This is a genomic window from Paenibacillus sp. NPDC058367, from assembly GCF_042723305.1.
Lineage (GTDB): Bacteria > Bacillota > Bacilli > Paenibacillales > Paenibacillaceae > Paenibacillus_AQ.
The window spans coordinates 299,535-316,885 of sequence record NZ_JBHXIZ010000002.1 but is presented as its reverse complement, the minus strand read 5'-3'; the positions used below and the strand labels follow the sequence as shown (position 1 = coordinate 316,885).

Here is a 17,351-nt window from a genome sequence, read left to right as displayed (position 1 = left end):
GTACACAAACTAATTAGGAATTGGAGAGATACACAATGATGACGATCCAGCAAAAAATGTATGAAACCACTGTTAAAGCCGTAGGAGGAAGAAACGGTTTTATCGAATCAGAAAGCCCTAAGCTCAATCTTACAATCAGCACACCACGCGAAATGGGAGGTGCCGGTGGCGAAGGTACAAATCCTGAGCAATTATTTGCAGCTGGTTATTCCGCTTGTTTCGATAGTGCACTGAACATGGTTGCCCGACTCGGAAAAGTGAAAATTGAAGGTAGCGAAGTAACGGCTACAGTCAGCTTTGGTAAAGTTGAAGATGGGGGTTTTGGCATAGCGGTTAAACTTGATGTGCTAGTTAAAGGCGTTGACAGAGAAACCGCAACCTCTTTAGTAGAGGCTGCTCATGGCGCTTGTCCATACTCCCGTGCAACCCGCGGCAATATCGCTGTAGAATTGAATGTACTGTAAGTAAATACAGAGAAATATTTTCTCAAACGAAGCCCTAACGGACACAGATGATTTTAAATTCAATTAGTGTCTCTGAAGTCCGAAAACACGCTCCAAAAGCTAAAAATGGCCATATCATGTCTTTCGGGTCCATAAGGTTCCAGAGACGTTAACAATTTTGCGGAGTGAAACTAATAACCCAAAAATAGAGCAGCAATTCGCCAATAACGGGAATCGCTGCTCTATTTAGCTTATTCTTCTGTCATCGCCTGCCGGTCTAAATTACGGTATTGCACAGCCTCCGCAAGATGCGCGGAAGTAATATCCGGTGCGCCTTCCAGATCAGCTATTGTACGGGATAGCTTAATAATTCGATCATGCGCTCGCATGCTTAAACCTAAATTCTCCAGAATGTCATACAGCAATTGGGCACCTTCACGGCTAAGACTTGCATATCTCCGAAGGGAAGCGCCGGAAAGTTCACTATTCCAAGAAATAGGCAAACGCTTAAACCGTTTAGCTTGTATCGTCTGTGCCGCCATCACCTCTGCATACATCTCAGCCGAAGATAGAACATGCCCTTGACGATCCCATTCCTTCGGGCGAGGAACATCCACCTGTAAATCAATACGATCCAATAAGGGTCCTGATATCTTTGCGCGATATTGAGCAATCCTAGCGAGGCTGCATGTACAATGTTGTTGAGAAAGATTACTCCCAAAATAACCGCAGCTACAGGGATTCATCGATGCGGCCAGCATGAATTTTGCAGGATAGGTAAAAGAAGCTCGAGCACGACTTATGGTAACAACCCCGTCTTCGAGCGGCTGGCGTAACACTTCAAGTACATTCCGAGAGAATTCGGGCAACTCATCTAAAAAGAGAATCCCTCGATGCGCAAGACTAACTTCTCCCGGCTTTGGAATGCCTCCACCCCCAATAAGGCCTGCGGCCGATATGGTATGATGCGGAGAGCGAAAAGGACGACTACGCAGTAAGCCGTTGTGGGCATCTTTTAAAGTTCCTGCTGCGCTAAATATTTTGGTTACCTCTAGTGCCTCACTCTCAGACAATTTCGGAAGGATGCTTGGAAGGCGTTTAATTAGCATCGTCTTCCCTGTACCGGGTGGACCGATGAGCAATATATTATGCATGCCCGCTGCCGCAATGGTTAGGGCTCTTTTTACATGTTGTTGCCCTAGCACATCACTGTAATCATCCATCATCTCGTTCATTCCATATGAGGAGTCGTCAGAAGTACGGTAAACTGGGGTATATTTAAGATGTTCCAAAGAAAGGACAAGAACCGGAGGTCGGTCATTAGCATCTATCCCCTTGGTCACAGTTACAGGAAAAGGAAGAGATGATAAAGAAGGCATATCTTCGGAAACTCCCCCATTCCTTTGGTTCTGTTCGTCTTCACCTTTTGCTGAACTGGACAGTGATTCTTCCGGGTTCGGTAATGCGCACAAATGATCAATCGCGTATATATTTATATCACTAATCAAAGCTGCCTCAGCAGCATTCCCTTCAGGAAGCAGTACAGCCTTAAATCCATTTTTGCGCGCTGCTTCCACCATTGGTAGAACACCTGATACTGGACGCAGACTATCATCAAGCGCAAGTTCTCCAATAAAAAGCACCTCATTGGCTGAGGGTATTATCAGTTGACCACTAGTTATCAGTATCCCCAGAGCAATCGCAAGGTCAAAGGCAGAGCCTTCTTTTCGTAAGTCGGCTGGTGCTAGATTTATCGTAATGCGCTGCTGGGGATAACGATAACCACAGTTCTTAATAGCGGCTCTTACTCGTTCTACTGCCTCACGAATCGCAGAATCAGGCAGACCAATGATATTCGTCTGTGGCAATCCATTCGCAAGATCAATTTCTACACCTATCATTACCCCTTCAATTCCATACAGACATGCACTATGCATTTTTCCATACATAAAAACACCTCATCTCCTGAAATACACCCTGTTTGGGTGTCACATCTTCAAGAAAAAAGGTGCTTCCTTATTTTCCGGTAATAAATTTGCTTTTATATCTCATTATATATAGGGAATCTTTGCGTAATCAAGAATTATTAATAAACATCAAATTGCATAAATACGTATAAATAATTCCATAGACCCACATTAACCTTCTTCACTAACTATGACAGAGTCCCTAATCTGTTCAAAAGTCAACGGTTTATAGTTCCAATGCTCTACACAAATGTTAAAATAATTCTTTCCTTCATATTTTTGTCCGTGAATATGACCATGCACATTTACGTAAGGCATATGTTTATTCATATACATAGGCTCATGAGAGAGAAAAAAGAAATCCTTATAAATCAGCGGATATTCACTAACCTCGTCAAAGCCTGCTTCAAGCCACCAATCCCGACCGCGTCCCCGATCATGATTGCCGAGAATTAGAATCTTATAGCCATGTAACCTCTCCACAATAGCATGTGTCGCTTCCTTATTAAGAAACGAAAAGTCTCCCAAATGAAACACTTTATCATCCGGATTTACGACCGAATTCCAACTTTCAATCATGGCTTCATTCATTTGCCCCACATCTATAAAGGGTCTGGATTCAAAATCAATAATCAACTTATGTCCAAAATGATGGTCGGATGTAAAAAAAACGTTAGCCATGTTCACCCTTCTTTCTTTTTTGATCATAGTTTGTATGATTATCTCCAGTCACGCCGCTTATGTGGTCGTTTTTTATTATCGCTCTGGATCAGTTCAGCTAGAGGGGGAGTCTCTTCATTCTCAATGAGCCAGCCACGCATCTCTTTAATCGCTTCCACCTGTCCATTTCCTTTATCACGCCATGTAAGAAGCTCTATGACTTTTATAACAAGCGCTAAGAGACTGCTATTGCTGTTTTGTGATTTATCAGCACGGATTTTTTGAAATAGCGCCTCATTTTTCCAATCGATTAATATTTCCTCAGCTATAGTGGGCCGCATAACCGTGAAGTTCTTATTGCAATTTGCACAACAGACAACGGATACTGGTTCTGCGGTAAATTTCACTTCAATCTTCTGCTGGCAATATTGGCAAGCAAAACTAACCTGCATTTCAAAAGGTTTATTCTTCACTTAAACAGCCCTCCTCATGATGACATTAAAAAGTTACTCTAATGTTTACCCATTTCTTTTGAGAAATGACCCACTGTGCGGAGGCTATGTAAAGACTTTTTTCATAAGAATGCTAGTGCCCATAATGAATGGCGTGAGAATATGGGGTGCAGCTTAAAAAGCCTCACGTATATGCCCCAAAGAAGCGATGCTTAAATCTTCATTCAGTAAAATGCTAATGACGTCAAAAGTTACTCTTCGATCATCATAACCTTTCATATGCAAATAAACCTGTGCTGTATTTCGCACTTGATGTATTTTTCGTGTATTCACAGATTCCTCCGGAGTCCCTTGATATAGCTCTCCACTACGACTGCGAACTTCAATAATAATAATACAGCCTTCGTTCTCCGCAATAATATCAAGTTCTCCGGTTCGACAACGCCAATTTCGATCTAAGATCTTGTACCCACAAGTAGATAAGTACTGCACAGCCCCGTCTTCAGCAGCGGCTCCCTTCTGTTTGCGGTTGTAGCGTTCTTTTGTGTATGGCTCTTTCATTCCGGTCTCCGTTCACCGGCGGAACGGTCGCTCTGATACACAAAGCTGAGGATTTCAGCCACTAGCTGATAAAGTTCAGATGGAATCTGTTGATCTAGATCGAGCTTTGAAAGAACTTCTACGAGAGCTGCGTCCTCTTGGACAGCAACCCCACTCTCTTTAGCTTTTTGCAGAATCAGATCCGCTATCGCCCCTTGTCCTTTGGCAACAACGACAGGTGCCTCGCTTTGTCCTGGGCTATATTTGAGAGCGACCGCTTTTTTGAGCCCTTGTGAAATTGGAGGTACAGGCTCATTCTCGTTCATATACGGTAATCCACTCCTTTATAAGCATCAGGAACATAATCAACAAGCTTACTATGGGGATTGGCAAGTTCTGTAGATAGCTTTAGTTCTGGTAAAGGTTCAGTTCTTAATCCCGACAACTGATAACCAATAGATTCTACTGCCGTTTTAATGTCATCACGCCGCTGTTCCAGCAGCTCAAGCACCCAAGGATGATCATTATGCAGCTTAAGACTAACGATTCGATCAACAACCTGCACATCAACCAGCGTCTGGCCGAGCTGCTTCATATCCAAATCAAACCAGAGCCTGCAATTGGCAGCATCTAATTCACCTTTGCGTCCCCGACGCGATTGAATATGAACGGAAGCTGTCTCCTGCCCATCTGGACCTTGCAGCGGCAAGAACAAAGTTACTTGCGCGAAAGGAGCCGTTCGATCTGTATTGAGCAGCAGCTGTTGTCCTGTCAGCTGCTGCACTAGTCCGCTCGCGGCTTCTTTTACCGCGGGCGGCACCTCGCTGCTGCTCATGATCTGCAGCAGCACGCCCTTTAAGGTGTCGGTGGCTTGTTCGCCTCCGACACCCGCACTGCCAAGCGCGGCCGTACCTGTCGCCGCGCGGGCCGTCTCAGCGGCGGCTACTGCGCCGCCGCGCACCGCCTGCTGCTCGTGCTCCGCACCGAGCAGCTTCAGTACCCGCCCCACCCACGACTCCGCGTCCGCGGGTGGGGCGGTGTCTGGCTGCACCGGCGAAGCCGTCGCAGCCGGGGCCTCCCCGCGCGGCGCAGCAGCCGCGGGGGCAGGGCTTGCTCCCGCCGCGTCAGCAGGCGGGACCATGGCGAGCTGCGGCAAGCTGCCGCGCAGCTCGGTGAGCACGCCCTGCAGCTTCGCAAGCAGGGCGGGACCACTTGCTGCGTGGGGTGCCGCACCAGCAGCAGTTCCTTCGGCGCTCACACTCGCGCCACCCGGCATATCCCCGCTCTTATCCATCGAGGCAGCCCGGCTCTTATCTGCCTGTATAGCACTATCCAATGCCCCATCCTTATTCAAATTCAAGGCATTACCTTGAATCTCAACTTCACTGGAACGGATAGGATTATTCACCGCACTATCAGCTTGAGTGCTTAAAGCACTATTTAGAACGCCGGATGTCATGGCAGGTGTTGATTTACCTGCCATAGGCTCTGTAACAATACCACCCTTCGAGATCTGAGCTCCTTCACCTGTCTCATCAACTACAACTGGCTTGCCAGTTTCAATCCCCGTTTCATTATCAGAAGCTATATTAAGAGTCACCTTGACTGGCGCACCTTGTTCAACCGGTTTCAGAGCACCTTCAGCTGCTCCTTCCGAAAGAACGGTACTTCCGCTAGCGATAGTGCCTTCAGCAGTTTTAGTTGTAGCTTGTCCATTTCCTTTAGCTGCCAATTGTACAGAGTCAGCTTCTGTAGCGTCACCCTCTACAACACCCATATTATTTCCACTTCCAGCACCTGCAGTTACCGAAGGTTCGAGTTTTCCAGTAATTGTACCCATTCCAGCTTTAGATTCTGCGGTTATTGTTTCTTCATTAGCAATTTGTCCTGCCCATATTGTAATTTGATCTTCCAGTGCTGATAAAAGCTGATGCAGCTGTGGGCCAAATACAGCCTGCTGCAATCCTTTCACACTCTCAGCTGTAACGGGTAGTCCCCGCTTTACAGAAATGACAGCTGCATCAAGCCACTCTGAAGCAGGCACACCAGCTGGTTTTGCACTCATTACCGCATCCAGCAAAGCCGCTGTCTCTTTTGTAAGTGGAACGCCTCCTGCTTGCATCGCTAGTACGATTTCTCGACCTGCTTTGGAATCAGCTAATCCTAGCGACTCCAAAGCCTCACCCATGCTTTGGGGAGTGACTAACGCCGTTTCACCGAGGGAGACCGGCTTCAATACGGGTAATCCGCCTTCTCCGGGTGATCCAACCTGTAAATTCAAGGTTTCTCCAGGCAGTAGTGGTGTTTCTAATTCTGCACGAACAGGTGTACCTTGGATTTGCACAACCGCTTCTTTGCCTGAATCCGATACAGAGAGGACAACACCACGAACAACTTGCCCTTCTTTTAACTCTAAAGACTTCGCCGCACCCGGTTTTTGATCTCCAAGCAATCCACGGATCAATGTTCCGATATTCATACCGTTTCTCCTCCCTCCATTTTCTCTCTTCTTACTATATCGGTATTCATCCTACTTTTTTAAGCATTGCTTCTAGAATAACGTTTGCTGCTCCGCGAGAATCCGCCCAATAAAACTGCGCCGATGCATAGGTGTTGGACCTAGAGCCGTAATTTGTTCCCGGTGAAGCTTGGTCGCGTAACCTTTATGTATCGCAATCCCATAATCAGGGTATAATTCCTCCCACAGACCTTCACACAACCTGTCTCGTGTCACTTTAGCGATAATTGAAGCTGCTGCAATGGACTGACTATTAGCATCTCCTTTAATAATTGCCTGTTGTGGCAAAGGGAGGTCTACCTTTTCAGCATCGATCAGCATATAGTCAGGAGTGTGCTCTAGACTCTCAACCGCCTTTTTCATGGCCAGGCGTGAAGCTTGCTTAATATTAATCTCATCAATGACAGTAGAGTCTACATACCCCACACCCACGGCCAGCGCTTGCTCCATTATAATCTCGTATAAAGCATCTCTCTTTTTAGCTGTAAGTTTTTTGGAATCATTCACTCCATCAATAATAAGCCCCTCTGGCAAAATCACCGCTGCTGCGACGACGTCCCCAAACAAGCAACCTCTTCCTACTTCATCTACGCCTGCTATTCGGCGATAAGACTGTTCCCAGCCTTCTTTTTCATAGGCCAACATATCTAACGAACTCACTAATTTGTCACCGCCAATTATGAATTATTCTATGATCTATATAAGTCAGCTTATCATAGTAAAGCTTACATGGTCATCTTAAAATAGACGTTCCAATTTAATCTATTCCCATAAAATATCCCTAACAAGTGGGGCTTAGCTTGAGGCGTACTCAGGCACTTTGTCGAGGACCCAAAACATAAAAAAAGAGCCTCCGAAATTTCGGATGGCTCTTCCATACCTAGTCCATTAAACGCAGAATTCACACTATTTAAGGCGTTTCCAGCGTAAAGCGTCCAAGCTTACCTGCCCGTAGCTCATGCAACAAGGCCCGCGAAGCTTTTTCCAGATCTACACGTCCACCGCTGATTAGACAACCGCGTTTACGACCCACGGCTTCCATAACAGCCACGATCTCATCTGGATTCTCCAGATCCTCAGGAAGCTTCTCAATGCCAAAGCGTTCTTGAAATCTAGAGCCGTAGTCCTTCACCAAATATTTCACTGCATAAAAGGCGATGTCCTCAATATTCAGGATTTCTTCCTTTATTGCACCTGTTACCGCTAGGCGATAACCTACTTCTTGGTCCTCAAATCTCGGCCATAAAATACCTGGGGTATCCAGAAGCTCCAAATTGCCGCCTGTCTTAATCCACTGTTGACCCTTGGTTACCCCTGGGCGGTCACCAGTAGCAGCAATACTCTTACCAGCCATCCGGTTAATGAGTGTTGATTTACCGACGTTAGGAATACCAACGATCAATGCACGCATCGCTCGCGGATTCATTCCTTTTGCAATCTGCCGGTCAATCTTCTCTTTTAGCAGCAGCTTGACTTGCTCTGGAATATCCTTTACACCTGTTCCAGTAGATGCATCAACAGGATAAGCAACATGCCCTTGTGCCTTGAAGTACGCCAGCCACTTCCGTGTAATTTCTGGATCTGCCAGATCCGCTTTGTTCAAAATAATCAATCTTGGCTTGTCCCGCAAAATATCGTCAATCATCGGATTGCGGCTGGAAAGCGGCAGACGGGAATCGAGCAATTCTATTACAACATCAATCAGCTTCAGCTTATCCTCGATTTGCCGCCTAGCCTTCGTCATATGACCAGGAAACCATTGAATGGCCATTGCCGTCACCTCCTTTGACTTCTGTCAACTTAATGGTTAATCAGTGAAATATCCTTTATCGGCCAGAAGATTAAATCTGCACGGCCTACAATATCCCCCAGAGGTACATAACCGATCATTCGGCTATCCGTACTATCCGAGCGATTATCCCCCATAACGAACACATGTCCTTCAGGTACAGTACCATCTGGGAACTCTTCATTAGGGAAATCTTTATTATTATACAGAGCGTTGATACTATGCTTTGCATCAATTGCATCTTGGATATAGGTCTCATTAACAACTTCCCCGTTAACTGTAACTACATCCCCTTCTACTTTCACAGTATCTCCAGCGACACCGATTACACGTTTAATAAAATCTCTACCCTCAGATGGCACGTGGAATACTATAACCTCGCCCCGCTGCGGAGATCTAATATCGTACAAAATCTCATTTACGATAACACGTTCACCAGTATGGAAATTAGGCTGCATGGAAGGTCCATCTACAATAAAAGGCTTGAACAAAAGCCAGCGAATCAGAAAAACCAACACTAAAGCAATCGCAATGGCCTTGACCCATTCCAAGACTTCATTTTTAGGTTTACGTGGGTTCTGCGCGCTTGATTCCAAAGTTTCACTTTGTTCCTGCTGCATAGTTCACCGTCCTCTCTTAATACTACTCTTACTATACAACACAAAAAAGCTCCTGCCAAAAACCCCTCCACAGATACTCCTTCAGGAGGCCTTTTCGGAGAAGCTGATCCCCAAGCGTATATGTCGCACGCATTGTATGCCAAGCTAAAACGCCCTCAGCGTCCTTTAAGGCGGGTAAGCGTTTATACGAGAAATATAAGAATAATGTATAACGTGAAACTGATGCTTTCTTATATTTTCATAAAATAATAAAACGAAAGGGGCTTGAATTCAAGCCCCTTTCCTTTGTCACTATTCTAGCGACGAATTTCTTTAATTCTCGCTGCTTTACCACGTAGTTCACGAAGATAATAAAGTTTAGCACGACGCACTTTACCACGACGAGCAACTTCGATTTTCTCGATTTTAGGCGAGTTGATTGGGAATGTTCTTTCCACACCAACACCGTAAGAAATTTTACGAACCGTAAAAGTCTCACTGATTCCACCGCCACGACGTTTGATTACAACGCCTTCGAACAACTGGATACGCTCACGAGTTCCCTCGATTACTTTTACATGCACCTTCAAAGTGTCACCCGGGCGAAAACTCGGGATATCTTTACGAAGTTGCTCTTGCGTAATAGCTTGTAGGATATTCATTAAGGACTTCCTCCTTCCGTACAGGTGTTCTTGCCTCTTCCGGAGAGATCTTTGCTCTCCCTCATTATCCGCAGCGGACCACCGTATTCCACACAACAGAAATAATAATACCATAAAGGACGGGCTAATACAACTTATTTTTTCTATTTAAAGCGGTAGCATATCTCTTTTTTTCGCCTTCGATTGGCAATCTTTACATAGACCAACCACAGTTCCATTATCTTGTGCATAGAAGACTAGCTTTCCATTCTTCTTCTTACAAGAAGAGCAAGGCTGCTCCCCTGGGCTCTGTTTGGCTTTACGATGACTATCCATTGAGATTACATTGCTCTGAGTGGTACGCGGATAATTTTTTGTAGTATTTATTTTCCGTTTCCAGACTAAAAAATATACGCCTGTCAAAACTACTAAGGCAAGCAAAATGGCTACATATTTCATTTGGCTCCCTCCACCCTTCAGGATTTATTAAAGAAAGAAAGTAAAAAGACCGCCCTGTTCTGCAAGTGAGGTAACGGTCTATATCTGTATACAATGTAGCCTTAGCACACCTATGCACTTCTATCCGAAAAAAGCGATTTCCAGTAGCTGCTGAAGGTTCTATATGAGGATTTCCGCGTCCTTTTAAATATGTACCCGTATCGTATTTATTCAGCGAGTGATCTTTCATTTATTTTAGCACAATTAAAAATCGAAGTGTAGTGAACACTTTTGAGACCTAGTCTTTGGTCCAGTATAATAACCCGCCTCCAGCCGTTTTTACAGATAAATTCCATAAGCTATACTTACAGAAGTACATAACGAAATCACATATGTCAGATCACATACACCCATATATGAGGAGGAGTTTTTTCAATGAGGAAAAGGAATAATAATAGTGTATTAGCAGCAGTAGCCGTATTATCTATCGTACTTTTGGCGGGTTGCACTGAATTACCAGGCAGACAATCTGCCAAAAATGAGGTTGAAAAGAGTATTTCTGAGGATGTGCATCAGAACATTGGTGAAGTTGTCAAGCAAGAGCTAGGAAAAGCAGCTGCAACTGTGCAGCAAGCCGTTGAGGAAACAGCAACTAAGGTAGTTGACGAAGTTAAAGCAGACAGCATTAGCAAAGAACTCTCCGTATCGCAAGCGATCGGTTCAGCATCCGTACTCAGCATGGACAATGCAGTAGGAGAAATAGAAGTTACAGCTGTTACAGGAGATCTGATCCATGTAAATGCAACGATCTCAGCCCACAATAGCTCTCTCCATGCGTCTGACCGTCAAAAGATTATGGATGATGCTGAAGTTTTAGTAGAGGTCAGTGGTGATACGTTGAAGGTGTCCACGCATTCCAAATCAAGTCCTAAGAAGGACTTATGGACATGGGCGCAAGACAAATACGGATATTCAGATTTTAGCATAAGCTATAATATAGAGCTCCCCGCCAGCATGAATAAATATAAAATCACAAATAACGTAGGTCAAATTCGTCTTCACAATCTAGAGGGGAATTATCAAATCGTCAGCAACGTTGGAGCGATCAATATTGAAAGAGCTAAAATCACTGGCAAATCCACTGTAGAATCCGATACTGGCAGCATACGAATGGATATAGCAGGGATGAAGAATGATAGCAGCCTAAAAGCCAAAACAGAGGTCGGCAGCCTCAGTGCTGTCTTAGCCGATGGTATGAAATGCAGCTTAGAAGCCAATAGTGATCTCGGGCAAATCAAAGGTGTAGAAGGCGGAAAGACCGATATCAATGGAGGCGGTCCCTTATTGTCCCTAAGCTCAAATATAGGCGCAATTACAGTACAGTAATCAGCAGTAAACAGACCGTCCGGGATAATCGGGCGGTCTGTTTTTGGTTCCTAATGATTAGATTAATGCGATGGCTAGCAGAGTGAATAAACTTAAAGTTAAGATCTGATTTCCGGCAAAAGAATTCCCCCAAAAAGCAGAAGTATGCACAGAACCATTGTCAGTTCTTAAGTAAACATTGTATCTGTCTACATCTGTAATAACGCCTTCATGCTGTCTACCGTCTCTAGTCAGAATCCGCACCCTTCTATCCTTACAACGCAAACAATTATAATAAGCTTCCACTAGTGTACTCCTCCTTGTTCGTAATGATATAATCTATGTGTAGGGGTACAGGTCGGTAACGGCGAACTTACATAGGTCGGACTTTGGGTCAATATTTACTTTTTTCGATCCTTGTATCTTTCGTATTCCTCAAGGCTATAGATAATGTAAGACCTATCTACGACTTGCAGTCCACAATATCCAATCCATTCGAGGAGGCCAATCTCATGAATGTTGAAAGAAAACAGTTTATTAAAGAAGGCGTACTGCGTATCACCATTTTCGTTATTTTAGCTTCACTTACTTACACCGTTCGCAACTACGCATGGGCTGTTACTGTTCTCGTATGTGTTGCGCTGTACTCACTCCTTACAGGAGTACACAAAATCTTACGCAAAGAATAACATGTGCCTCCACGAACTTTTATAGCAAGCTAAAACGCCTACGGCGTCCTTTTAAGGACGGTAAGCGTTTGTGCGAAAATTATAAGAATAAAGTATATCGTGAAACTTATACTTTCTTATAATTTCAAAAATAACCACTTTTCGCTGAGATGCTAGATCTCATTGGAAAGTGGTTATTTACAGTTTAACCGGAGTAATAGGATTCAAGCTTTGTTACCTTCTAAAAGAATAAAACCATTAGCGACAGCGAACACAAAATTCACTGTATCTAATGGTTTTATTAAGCCTAACAATCAATCCCTAACATTCAATCTTATATGTTCACTCTTTAAATGGCGAATGGGCATTGCGATTTGTATAAAAATCGATAATATCATTCACGGTGCGGAGCGGCTCCGCTTCCTTGTGGATTGTGTCCACGTTAGGCTTGAATTCTTCATGCGTCTTCGTAGTCACTTCAGTTCATTCCCTTCAATAGTTAAGCTTGCTGCGTTATCAGCTGCATATATTAGTGCGGCACCTCTATTCATTACCCTAAAAAGAAGCTTTTAACGCACCAATACTCATATTATTTTGAAAACTATTATTTTATTTGTTCTCAGGTACACATAACAAAAACGCCTCCTCAACGTAAGATACGTTAAAAAGACGTCAAATATACCTGTTTCATTAAATTATCACTCCGGTTTGTCCACATTTCTTAGACGTTCCAGTGTCTTTTTGTCTTTCAATGTAAGTTCTGCAGTCTCAAGCAGGTCCGGTCTGCGTTCCAACGTGCGCAGCAGTGCCTGCTCTCTCCGCCATATGTCGATGTTAGCATGATGACCACTCAGCAAAATATCCGGTACCTTCCAGCCGCGAAACTCGGCAGGACGTGTGTAGTGTGGATATTCTAGCAGTCCAGTGCTGAACGAGTCAGATATCGCAGAGGTTTCATTTCCAAGTGCTCCTGGCTGAAGCCGGACTATGGAATCTATAACCGTCAACGCAGGCAGCTCTCCACCTGTTAGCACGTAATCACCCATTGAAAGTTCATCAGTTACCAGATGCTCACGAATCCGCTCATCATATCCCTCATAATGCCCACATATGAAGATTAGATGCTGCTCTTGCGCCAGTTCCTCTGCAATCTTCTGATTGTAAGTTTTTCCTTGTGGGCACATAAGGATGATACGCGGCTTCACAGAGCCCACTTCATCAGATCGATTGTGATCTTCCTCGTTCGGTGTAATACCAAGCACATGCTCGACTGCATTAAAAATCGGATCAGGCTTGAGCACCATACCCCCGCCACCGCCATACGGTGTATCATCCACACTATTATGCTTATTTCCCGAGAAATCACGGAAGTTCACAGCATTTAAGGAGACGATTCCTTTTTCACGTGCTTTACCAAGAATACTTGTGCTGAATACGCCTTCGCACATTTCTGGAAAGAGCGTTAGCACATCAATTCTCATCATGGCAATAACCCTTCCATCAAATGGACAATAATTCGTTTGGCTTCTATATCCACATTCAGGACTACATCGTTGATTACAGGAATTAGAATGTCTTGTCCTTTTGCAGGCTTAACAACCCATACGTCATTCGCACCAGGCTGCAAGATTTCTGTAATCGTACCGAGTGGTTTGTTTTCATCTTCATCCGTGTATACCTCACAACCGACGATTTGGTGGAAGTAGTATTCGTTCTCAGGGAGATCAACCAGATCATTACTCGGAACCTTCAGGAGGCTTCCTTTATATTTTTCCACTTCATTGATGTTCGTATACCCTTTGAGCTTAACGATGAACATACCCTTGTGCTCACGAGCGGATTCTACAGTTACTTCGAATTTAGAACTGCCATCTGCAGGGATCACCTGCAGCTTCTTACCTGCAGCAAAACGAACATCAGGGAAATCGGTATGGGATAGCACTTTAATCTCCCCACGAATACCATGCGTATTCACAAGTCTGCCTACGGTTAACTCTTCTGTCATACAACCCTCTCCTTTACGAGCTTCATCTAATCTATATTTGAACAAAAAGGAGCCGGGATATACTATCCCTAGCCCCTCATTGTACGCATCATTTAAGATAAAATATCTACAGTTACGCGTTTATCGCTCTTGACTGCTGCAGATGTGACTACTGTACGGAGCGCCTTAGCGATCCTTCCTTGTTTGCCAATGACCTTCCCAACATCATCAGGATGTACGGACAGTTCATAGACAATTAGGTGATCCTTCTCCACCGCTCGTACCGTCACATCTTCTGGATGATCCACTAAAGCCTTAGCAATTACTCCAACTAATTCTTCCATAGAGGACCCTCGCAATCAGTCATTATTTCTGTTGCTTAAGCTCATGAAACTTCTTCATTACGCCTGCTTTGGAAAGCAAGTTGCGTACTGTATCAGATGCTTGCGCACCTGTTTGAAGCCATTTAAGAGCTTTTTCCTCATCGATCTTAACTACTGCCGGTTGTTCAATCGGATTATAATAACCGATTTCCTCGATAAAACGACCGTCACGAGGGGACCGGGAATCGGAAACCACTACACGATAGAAAGGCGCTTTATGCGCTCCCATTCTTTTCAGACGAATACGTACTGCCACGAAAAATCACCTCCTTATAATAGTTTCGAGATATTAGTACAGCAAGATCATTTAAAAGGGAACTTCATACCTTTTCCACCTAGACCTTTAAGCTGCTTCATCGCATTCTTCTTAGAGGCTTTGCCGCCTCCGCCCATCATGCCTGAGAATTGCTTCATCATCTTACGCATCTCATCAAATTGCTTAATGAGGCGGTTGACCTCGGCAACCGAAGTTCCGCTACCAGCAGCAATACGCTTGCGGCGGTTATGGTTGATGATCTCGGGCTGACGCTTTTCCGTCTTAGTCATAGAATGAACTATGGCTTCAACGCGGCCCATTTGCTTGTCGTCAACCTTCAAATCCTTAATGCCCTTGGCTTTGTTCATGCCAGGCAGCATGTCAAGAATTTGATCGATCGGGCCAAGCTTCTTCACCTGATCCATTTGCTCAAGGAAATCATCAAACGTAAATTCTGCATTGCGCATCTTACGTTCCATTTCCTTAGCTTTATCAGTGTCAATGTTCGCTTGAGCTTTCTCAATCAGCGACAACATGTCACCCATACCCAAAATCCGCGAAGCCATACGTTCCGGATGGAACGGCTCCAATGCGTCAATCTTCTCACCTAGCGCAGCGAATTTGATCGGGCAACCAGTTACGGCTTTGACGGATAGTGCAGCACCACCGCGGCTATCGCCGTCAAGCTTCGTCAATACAACCCCTGTAAGCTCAAGCTGCTTATTAAAGCTCTCAGCTACGTTCACGGCGTCTTGACCAGTCATTGCATCTACTACTAACAGAACTTCATCAGGATTTACAATGTTGTGAATCTGCTTCAGTTCTTCCATCAATTCTTCATCAATGTGCAGGCGGCCTGCAGTATCAATAATTACATAATCAAGTCCGTTATCCTTCGCATGTTGTACAGCTTGTCTGGCAATCTCTACCGGACTAGTCTGATCACCTAGCGAGAATACTGGAACTTTAATTTGTTCTCCAAGTACTTGAAGCTGTTTGATCGCAGCAGGGCGATAAATATCTGCCGCAACAAGCAATGGACGATGATTGCCCTTCTGTAACAGCTTCGCCAGCTTACCCGAAGTGGTTGTCTTACCCGCCCCTTGTAAACCCGCCATCATAATGACAGTTGGTGGCTTGTTCGACTTGGCCAGCTTCGCTTGGCTTCCGCCCATCAGCTCGGTTAGTTCCTTGTTAACGATGTCGATAATGACCATCCCAGGTGTAAAGCTGTCCATCACTTCTGTGCCAATAGACTTTTCTTTCACCTTAGCCACGAATTCTTTAACTACCTTGAAGTTAACGTCGGCTTCCAGAAGGGCCAACCGTACTTCACGCATAGCTTCGTTTACGTCATCTTCGGATACTTTACCTTTACCGCGCAGCTTGCTGAACACATTCTGCAATCTTCCGGTTAAACCTTCAAACGCCATATGCAGTTTCTCCCTTCATGCTACTCTAACCTCTGCAAGCGATCCACGATCTCCGCGAACCGAAGTTTATATTGCTCAGGCAGCATCCCATTCTCCGGCAGTCTGCGCAGTTCTTCTAAATATTTGGTACGACTCTCATGCTTCACTAATAAACCAAGTTTTTCTTCATAATTTTCTAGGACTTGCTCCGCCCGTTTAATATGTTCATAAACGGCTTGGCGGCTGATTTCAAATTCAGCAGCAATCTCTCCCAAGGAAAAATCGTCGTGAAAATAATATTTAAGAAACGTTTGCTGCTTATCTGTAAGCAGTCGTTCATAAAAGGCAAAAAGCAGATTGATACGATTCGTTTTCTCGAGCCTATTCTCCTGACTCATTAAGGGCACTCCCTTCGTCAAGGAAAAACACTTTACACCTTCACAACGTCCCTTATGATACCTAAAAGAAAGAGAGATGTCAAGCATTTTTGCTTGTCATCTCTTTCTTTATTAAAAATCCCTTTTTCACGCAATAAATACGCTTGAAATTATTGGATCGGCAGTACATAAATCAATACGGCGAAGAAGTGTGTGACACTACCCGCAAGGACAAATACATGCCAAATCGCATGATGGTATGGAAACCCTCTCCATACATAAAAAACAGTACCTAATGTATAGAGTATACCTCCAGCCATCAGCAGGATCATTCCTCCGTCTGCTACAACAGCCGAAAGAGGGTTCCAAGCGATTACAATCAGCCAGCCCATTGCGATGTAGAATATGGTGGACATGAACAGAAACTTTTTAACAAAAAATGCCTTGAAGAAAACACCGAACACTGCGATTCCCCAAATAACGCCGAACAAACTCCATCCAAGCGTTCCCCGAATGGCGACTAACAAAAAGGGGGTATACGTGCCAGCAATAAACAGATAAATAGCGGAATGATCGAAAAATTCGAACAAATCCTTCGCCTTACCCTCTTTGAGACTATGCACTAGTGTTGAATTCAGATACAGAAGCAGCATTGTCGTTCCATAGATGGAGAAGCTGACCACATGCCATGTCGTTCCTTTCAGACTTGCAAAAACAACAAGCAGAACAAGTGCAGCCACGCTTAATACCGTTCCAATCCCGTGCGTAATCGCATTCGCGACTTCTTCTCTCCGGCTGTAGGTGTGAGTATTTGCCATATCCATATCCTTCCGTCTAAGCTTTCTTTCTATTATACCAC

General features: G+C 44.4%; 23 protein-coding genes. 3 read left to right on the top strand and 20 right to left on the bottom strand.

The features are described from left to right. Positions 1-35: 35 nt before the first annotated feature. Complete coding sequence (locus ACFWMP_RS12015) at positions 36-464, top strand: organic hydroperoxide resistance protein (RefSeq protein WP_042189459.1); 429 nt, start codon at positions 36-38, stop codon at positions 462-464. Positions 465-694: 230 nt separating this feature from the next. On the opposite strand, the gene ACFWMP_RS12010 is transcribed toward ACFWMP_RS12015, so the two are convergent. The 11 genes from ACFWMP_RS12010 to ACFWMP_RS11960 form a co-directional block, all read right to left on the bottom strand. Continuing rightward, entirely contained in the window at positions 695-2,392 is a 1,698-nt protein-coding gene (locus tag ACFWMP_RS12010) for a YifB family Mg chelatase-like AAA ATPase (protein WP_379423804.1), read from the bottom strand. Between the two features lie 189 nt (positions 2,393-2,581). Next, entirely contained in the window at positions 2,582-3,091 is a 510-nt protein-coding gene (locus ACFWMP_RS12005; RefSeq protein WP_379423803.1) for a phosphoesterase, read from the bottom strand. Between the two features lie 38 nt (positions 3,092-3,129). After that, positions 3,130-3,543, bottom strand: a complete 414-nt coding sequence (locus tag ACFWMP_RS12000; protein WP_156113146.1) for a hypothetical protein — start codon at positions 3,541-3,543, stop codon at positions 3,130-3,132. Between the two features lie 153 nt (positions 3,544-3,696). After that, a complete protein-coding gene (locus tag ACFWMP_RS11995; protein ID WP_379423802.1) occupies positions 3,697-4,083 on the bottom strand; it encodes a YraN family protein in 387 nt (128 codons plus the stop codon). Beyond that, positions 4,080-4,388: an EscU/YscU/HrcU family type III secretion system export apparatus switch protein gene (locus tag ACFWMP_RS11990; RefSeq protein ID WP_042128964.1), complete on the bottom strand. Its 309-nt coding sequence runs from the start codon at positions 4,386-4,388 to the stop codon at positions 4,080-4,082. The genes ACFWMP_RS11995 and ACFWMP_RS11990 overlap by 4 nt, the downstream gene beginning before the upstream one ends. Then, positions 4,385-6,541, bottom strand: coding sequence for a DNA ligase (locus ACFWMP_RS11985; protein ID WP_379423801.1), 2,157 nt, complete (start codon positions 6,539-6,541; stop codon positions 4,385-4,387). Before ACFWMP_RS11985 ends, ACFWMP_RS11990 begins: the two co-directional genes overlap by 4 nt. A 72-nt stretch (positions 6,542-6,613) precedes the next feature. Beyond that, entirely contained in the window at positions 6,614-7,225 is a 612-nt protein-coding gene (locus ACFWMP_RS11980; protein WP_042189464.1) for a ribonuclease HII, read from the bottom strand. Between the two features lie 265 nt (positions 7,226-7,490). Beyond that, complete coding sequence (gene ylqF / locus ACFWMP_RS11975) at positions 7,491-8,351, bottom strand: ribosome biogenesis GTPase YlqF (RefSeq protein WP_042189465.1); 861 nt, start codon at positions 8,349-8,351, stop codon at positions 7,491-7,493. A gap of 29 nt (positions 8,352-8,380) precedes the next feature. Next, positions 8,381-8,989 carry a signal peptidase I gene (gene lepB / locus ACFWMP_RS11970; protein WP_042189466.1) on the bottom strand — a complete coding sequence of 203 codons (609 nt, stop codon included), beginning with the start codon at positions 8,987-8,989 and terminating at the stop codon, positions 8,381-8,383. A gap of 296 nt (positions 8,990-9,285) precedes the next feature. Continuing rightward, complete coding sequence (rplS, locus tag ACFWMP_RS11965; protein WP_042128973.1) at positions 9,286-9,630, bottom strand: 50S ribosomal protein L19; 345 nt, start codon at positions 9,628-9,630, stop codon at positions 9,286-9,288. Positions 9,631-9,777: 147 nt separating this feature from the next. After that, entirely contained in the window at positions 9,778-10,068 is a 291-nt protein-coding gene (locus tag ACFWMP_RS11960; protein WP_042189467.1) for a hypothetical protein, read from the bottom strand. 414 nt (positions 10,069-10,482) lie between these two features. On the opposite strand from ACFWMP_RS11960, the gene ACFWMP_RS11955 reads away from it, so the two are divergent. After that, positions 10,483-11,433 (top strand): hypothetical protein, encoded by a 951-nt coding sequence (locus ACFWMP_RS11955; RefSeq protein ID WP_042189468.1) that lies wholly within the window; start codon positions 10,483-10,485, stop codon positions 11,431-11,433. A gap of 57 nt (positions 11,434-11,490) precedes the next feature. Here ACFWMP_RS11955 and ACFWMP_RS11950 read toward each other — a convergent pair whose 3' ends face one another. Next, on the bottom strand, positions 11,491-11,718 hold the full coding sequence (locus tag ACFWMP_RS11950; protein ID WP_042189469.1) for a hypothetical protein: 228 nt from the start codon (positions 11,716-11,718) through the stop codon (positions 11,491-11,493). Between the two features lie 206 nt (positions 11,719-11,924). On the opposite strand from ACFWMP_RS11950, the gene ACFWMP_RS11945 reads away from it, so the two are divergent. Continuing rightward, entirely contained in the window at positions 11,925-12,101 is a 177-nt protein-coding gene (locus ACFWMP_RS11945; RefSeq protein WP_156113147.1) for a hypothetical protein, read from the top strand. A gap of 321 nt (positions 12,102-12,422) precedes the next feature. Here the strand turns inward: ACFWMP_RS11945 and ACFWMP_RS11940 are convergent, their stop codons facing one another. From ACFWMP_RS11940 to trhA, 8 genes are all read right to left on the bottom strand, one after another. Continuing rightward, positions 12,423-12,557, bottom strand: coding sequence for a hypothetical protein (locus ACFWMP_RS11940; RefSeq protein ID WP_256716277.1), 135 nt, complete (start codon positions 12,555-12,557; stop codon positions 12,423-12,425). 221 nt (positions 12,558-12,778) lie between these two features. Then, a complete protein-coding gene (trmD, locus tag ACFWMP_RS11935) occupies positions 12,779-13,561 on the bottom strand; it encodes a tRNA (guanosine(37)-N1)-methyltransferase TrmD (RefSeq protein ID WP_042194150.1) in 783 nt (260 codons plus the stop codon). Next, positions 13,561-14,085 (bottom strand): ribosome maturation factor RimM, encoded by a 525-nt coding sequence (rimM, locus tag ACFWMP_RS11930; RefSeq protein WP_042189470.1) that lies wholly within the window; start codon positions 14,083-14,085, stop codon positions 13,561-13,563. The genes trmD and rimM overlap by 1 nt, the downstream gene beginning before the upstream one ends. Positions 14,086-14,177: 92 nt before the next feature. Further along, positions 14,178-14,408 (bottom strand): KH domain-containing protein, encoded by a 231-nt coding sequence (locus ACFWMP_RS11925; protein WP_042128982.1) that lies wholly within the window; start codon positions 14,406-14,408, stop codon positions 14,178-14,180. A 22-nt stretch (positions 14,409-14,430) separates the two neighbouring features. Further along, positions 14,431-14,703: a 30S ribosomal protein S16 gene (rpsP, locus tag ACFWMP_RS11920; RefSeq protein ID WP_036688604.1), complete on the bottom strand. Its 273-nt coding sequence runs from the start codon at positions 14,701-14,703 to the stop codon at positions 14,431-14,433. Between the two features lie 47 nt (positions 14,704-14,750). After that, complete coding sequence (gene ffh, locus ACFWMP_RS11915) at positions 14,751-16,136, bottom strand: signal recognition particle protein (RefSeq protein WP_042189471.1); 1,386 nt, start codon at positions 16,134-16,136, stop codon at positions 14,751-14,753. Positions 16,137-16,156: 20 nt separating this feature from the next. Beyond that, positions 16,157-16,513, bottom strand: coding sequence for a YlxM family DNA-binding protein (gene ylxM / locus ACFWMP_RS11910; RefSeq protein ID WP_036688609.1), 357 nt, complete (start codon positions 16,511-16,513; stop codon positions 16,157-16,159). Between the two features lie 149 nt (positions 16,514-16,662). After that, positions 16,663-17,310: a PAQR family membrane homeostasis protein TrhA gene (trhA, locus tag ACFWMP_RS11905; protein WP_042189474.1), complete on the bottom strand. Its 648-nt coding sequence runs from the start codon at positions 17,308-17,310 to the stop codon at positions 16,663-16,665. Between the last annotated feature and the right edge of the window lie 41 nt (positions 17,311-17,351).

Coding starts and splice junctions, on each gene's coding strand:
- ACFWMP_RS12015 (WP_042189459.1), top strand. CDS start 36: ATGATGACGATCCAGCAAAAAATGTATGAAACCACTGTTAAAGCCGTA.
- ACFWMP_RS12010 (WP_379423804.1), bottom strand. CDS start 2,392: ATGTATGGAAAAATGCATAGTGCATGTCTGTATGGAATTGAAGGGGTA.
- ACFWMP_RS12005 (WP_379423803.1), bottom strand. CDS start 3,091: ATGGCTAACGTTTTTTTTACATCCGACCATCATTTTGGACATAAGTTG.
- ACFWMP_RS11995 (WP_379423802.1), bottom strand. CDS start 4,083: ATGAAAGAGCCATACACAAAAGAACGCTACAACCGCAAACAGAAGGGA.
- ACFWMP_RS11990 (WP_042128964.1), bottom strand. CDS start 4,388: ATGAACGAGAATGAGCCTGTACCTCCAATTTCACAAGGGCTCAAAAAA.
- ACFWMP_RS11985 (WP_379423801.1), bottom strand. CDS start 6,541: ATGAATATCGGAACATTGATCCGTGGATTGCTTGGAGATCAAAAACCG.
- ACFWMP_RS11980 (WP_042189464.1), bottom strand. CDS start 7,225: ATGTTGGCCTATGAAAAAGAAGGCTGGGAACAGTCTTATCGCCGAATA.
- ylqF (WP_042189465.1), bottom strand. CDS start 8,351: ATGGCCATTCAATGGTTTCCTGGTCATATGACGAAGGCTAGGCGGCAA.
- lepB (WP_042189466.1), bottom strand. CDS start 8,989: ATGCAGCAGGAACAAAGTGAAACTTTGGAATCAAGCGCGCAGAACCCA.
- rplS (WP_042128973.1), bottom strand. CDS start 9,630: ATGAATATCCTACAAGCTATTACGCAAGAGCAACTTCGTAAAGATATC.
- ACFWMP_RS11960 (WP_042189467.1), bottom strand. CDS start 10,068: ATGAAATATGTAGCCATTTTGCTTGCCTTAGTAGTTTTGACAGGCGTA.
- ACFWMP_RS11955 (WP_042189468.1), top strand. CDS start 10,483: ATGAGGAAAAGGAATAATAATAGTGTATTAGCAGCAGTAGCCGTATTA.
- ACFWMP_RS11945 (WP_156113147.1), top strand. CDS start 11,925: ATGAATGTTGAAAGAAAACAGTTTATTAAAGAAGGCGTACTGCGTATC.
- trmD (WP_042194150.1), bottom strand. CDS start 13,561: ATGAGAATTGATGTGCTAACGCTCTTTCCAGAAATGTGCGAAGGCGTA.
- rimM (WP_042189470.1), bottom strand. CDS start 14,085: ATGACAGAAGAGTTAACCGTAGGCAGACTTGTGAATACGCATGGTATT.
- ACFWMP_RS11925 (WP_042128982.1), bottom strand. CDS start 14,408: ATGGAAGAATTAGTTGGAGTAATTGCTAAGGCTTTAGTGGATCATCCA.
- ffh (WP_042189471.1), bottom strand. CDS start 16,136: ATGGCGTTTGAAGGTTTAACCGGAAGATTGCAGAATGTGTTCAGCAAG.
- ylxM (WP_036688609.1), bottom strand. CDS start 16,513: ATGAGTCAGGAGAATAGGCTCGAGAAAACGAATCGTATCAATCTGCTT.
- trhA (WP_042189474.1), bottom strand. CDS start 17,310: ATGGCAAATACTCACACCTACAGCCGGAGAGAAGAAGTCGCGAATGCG.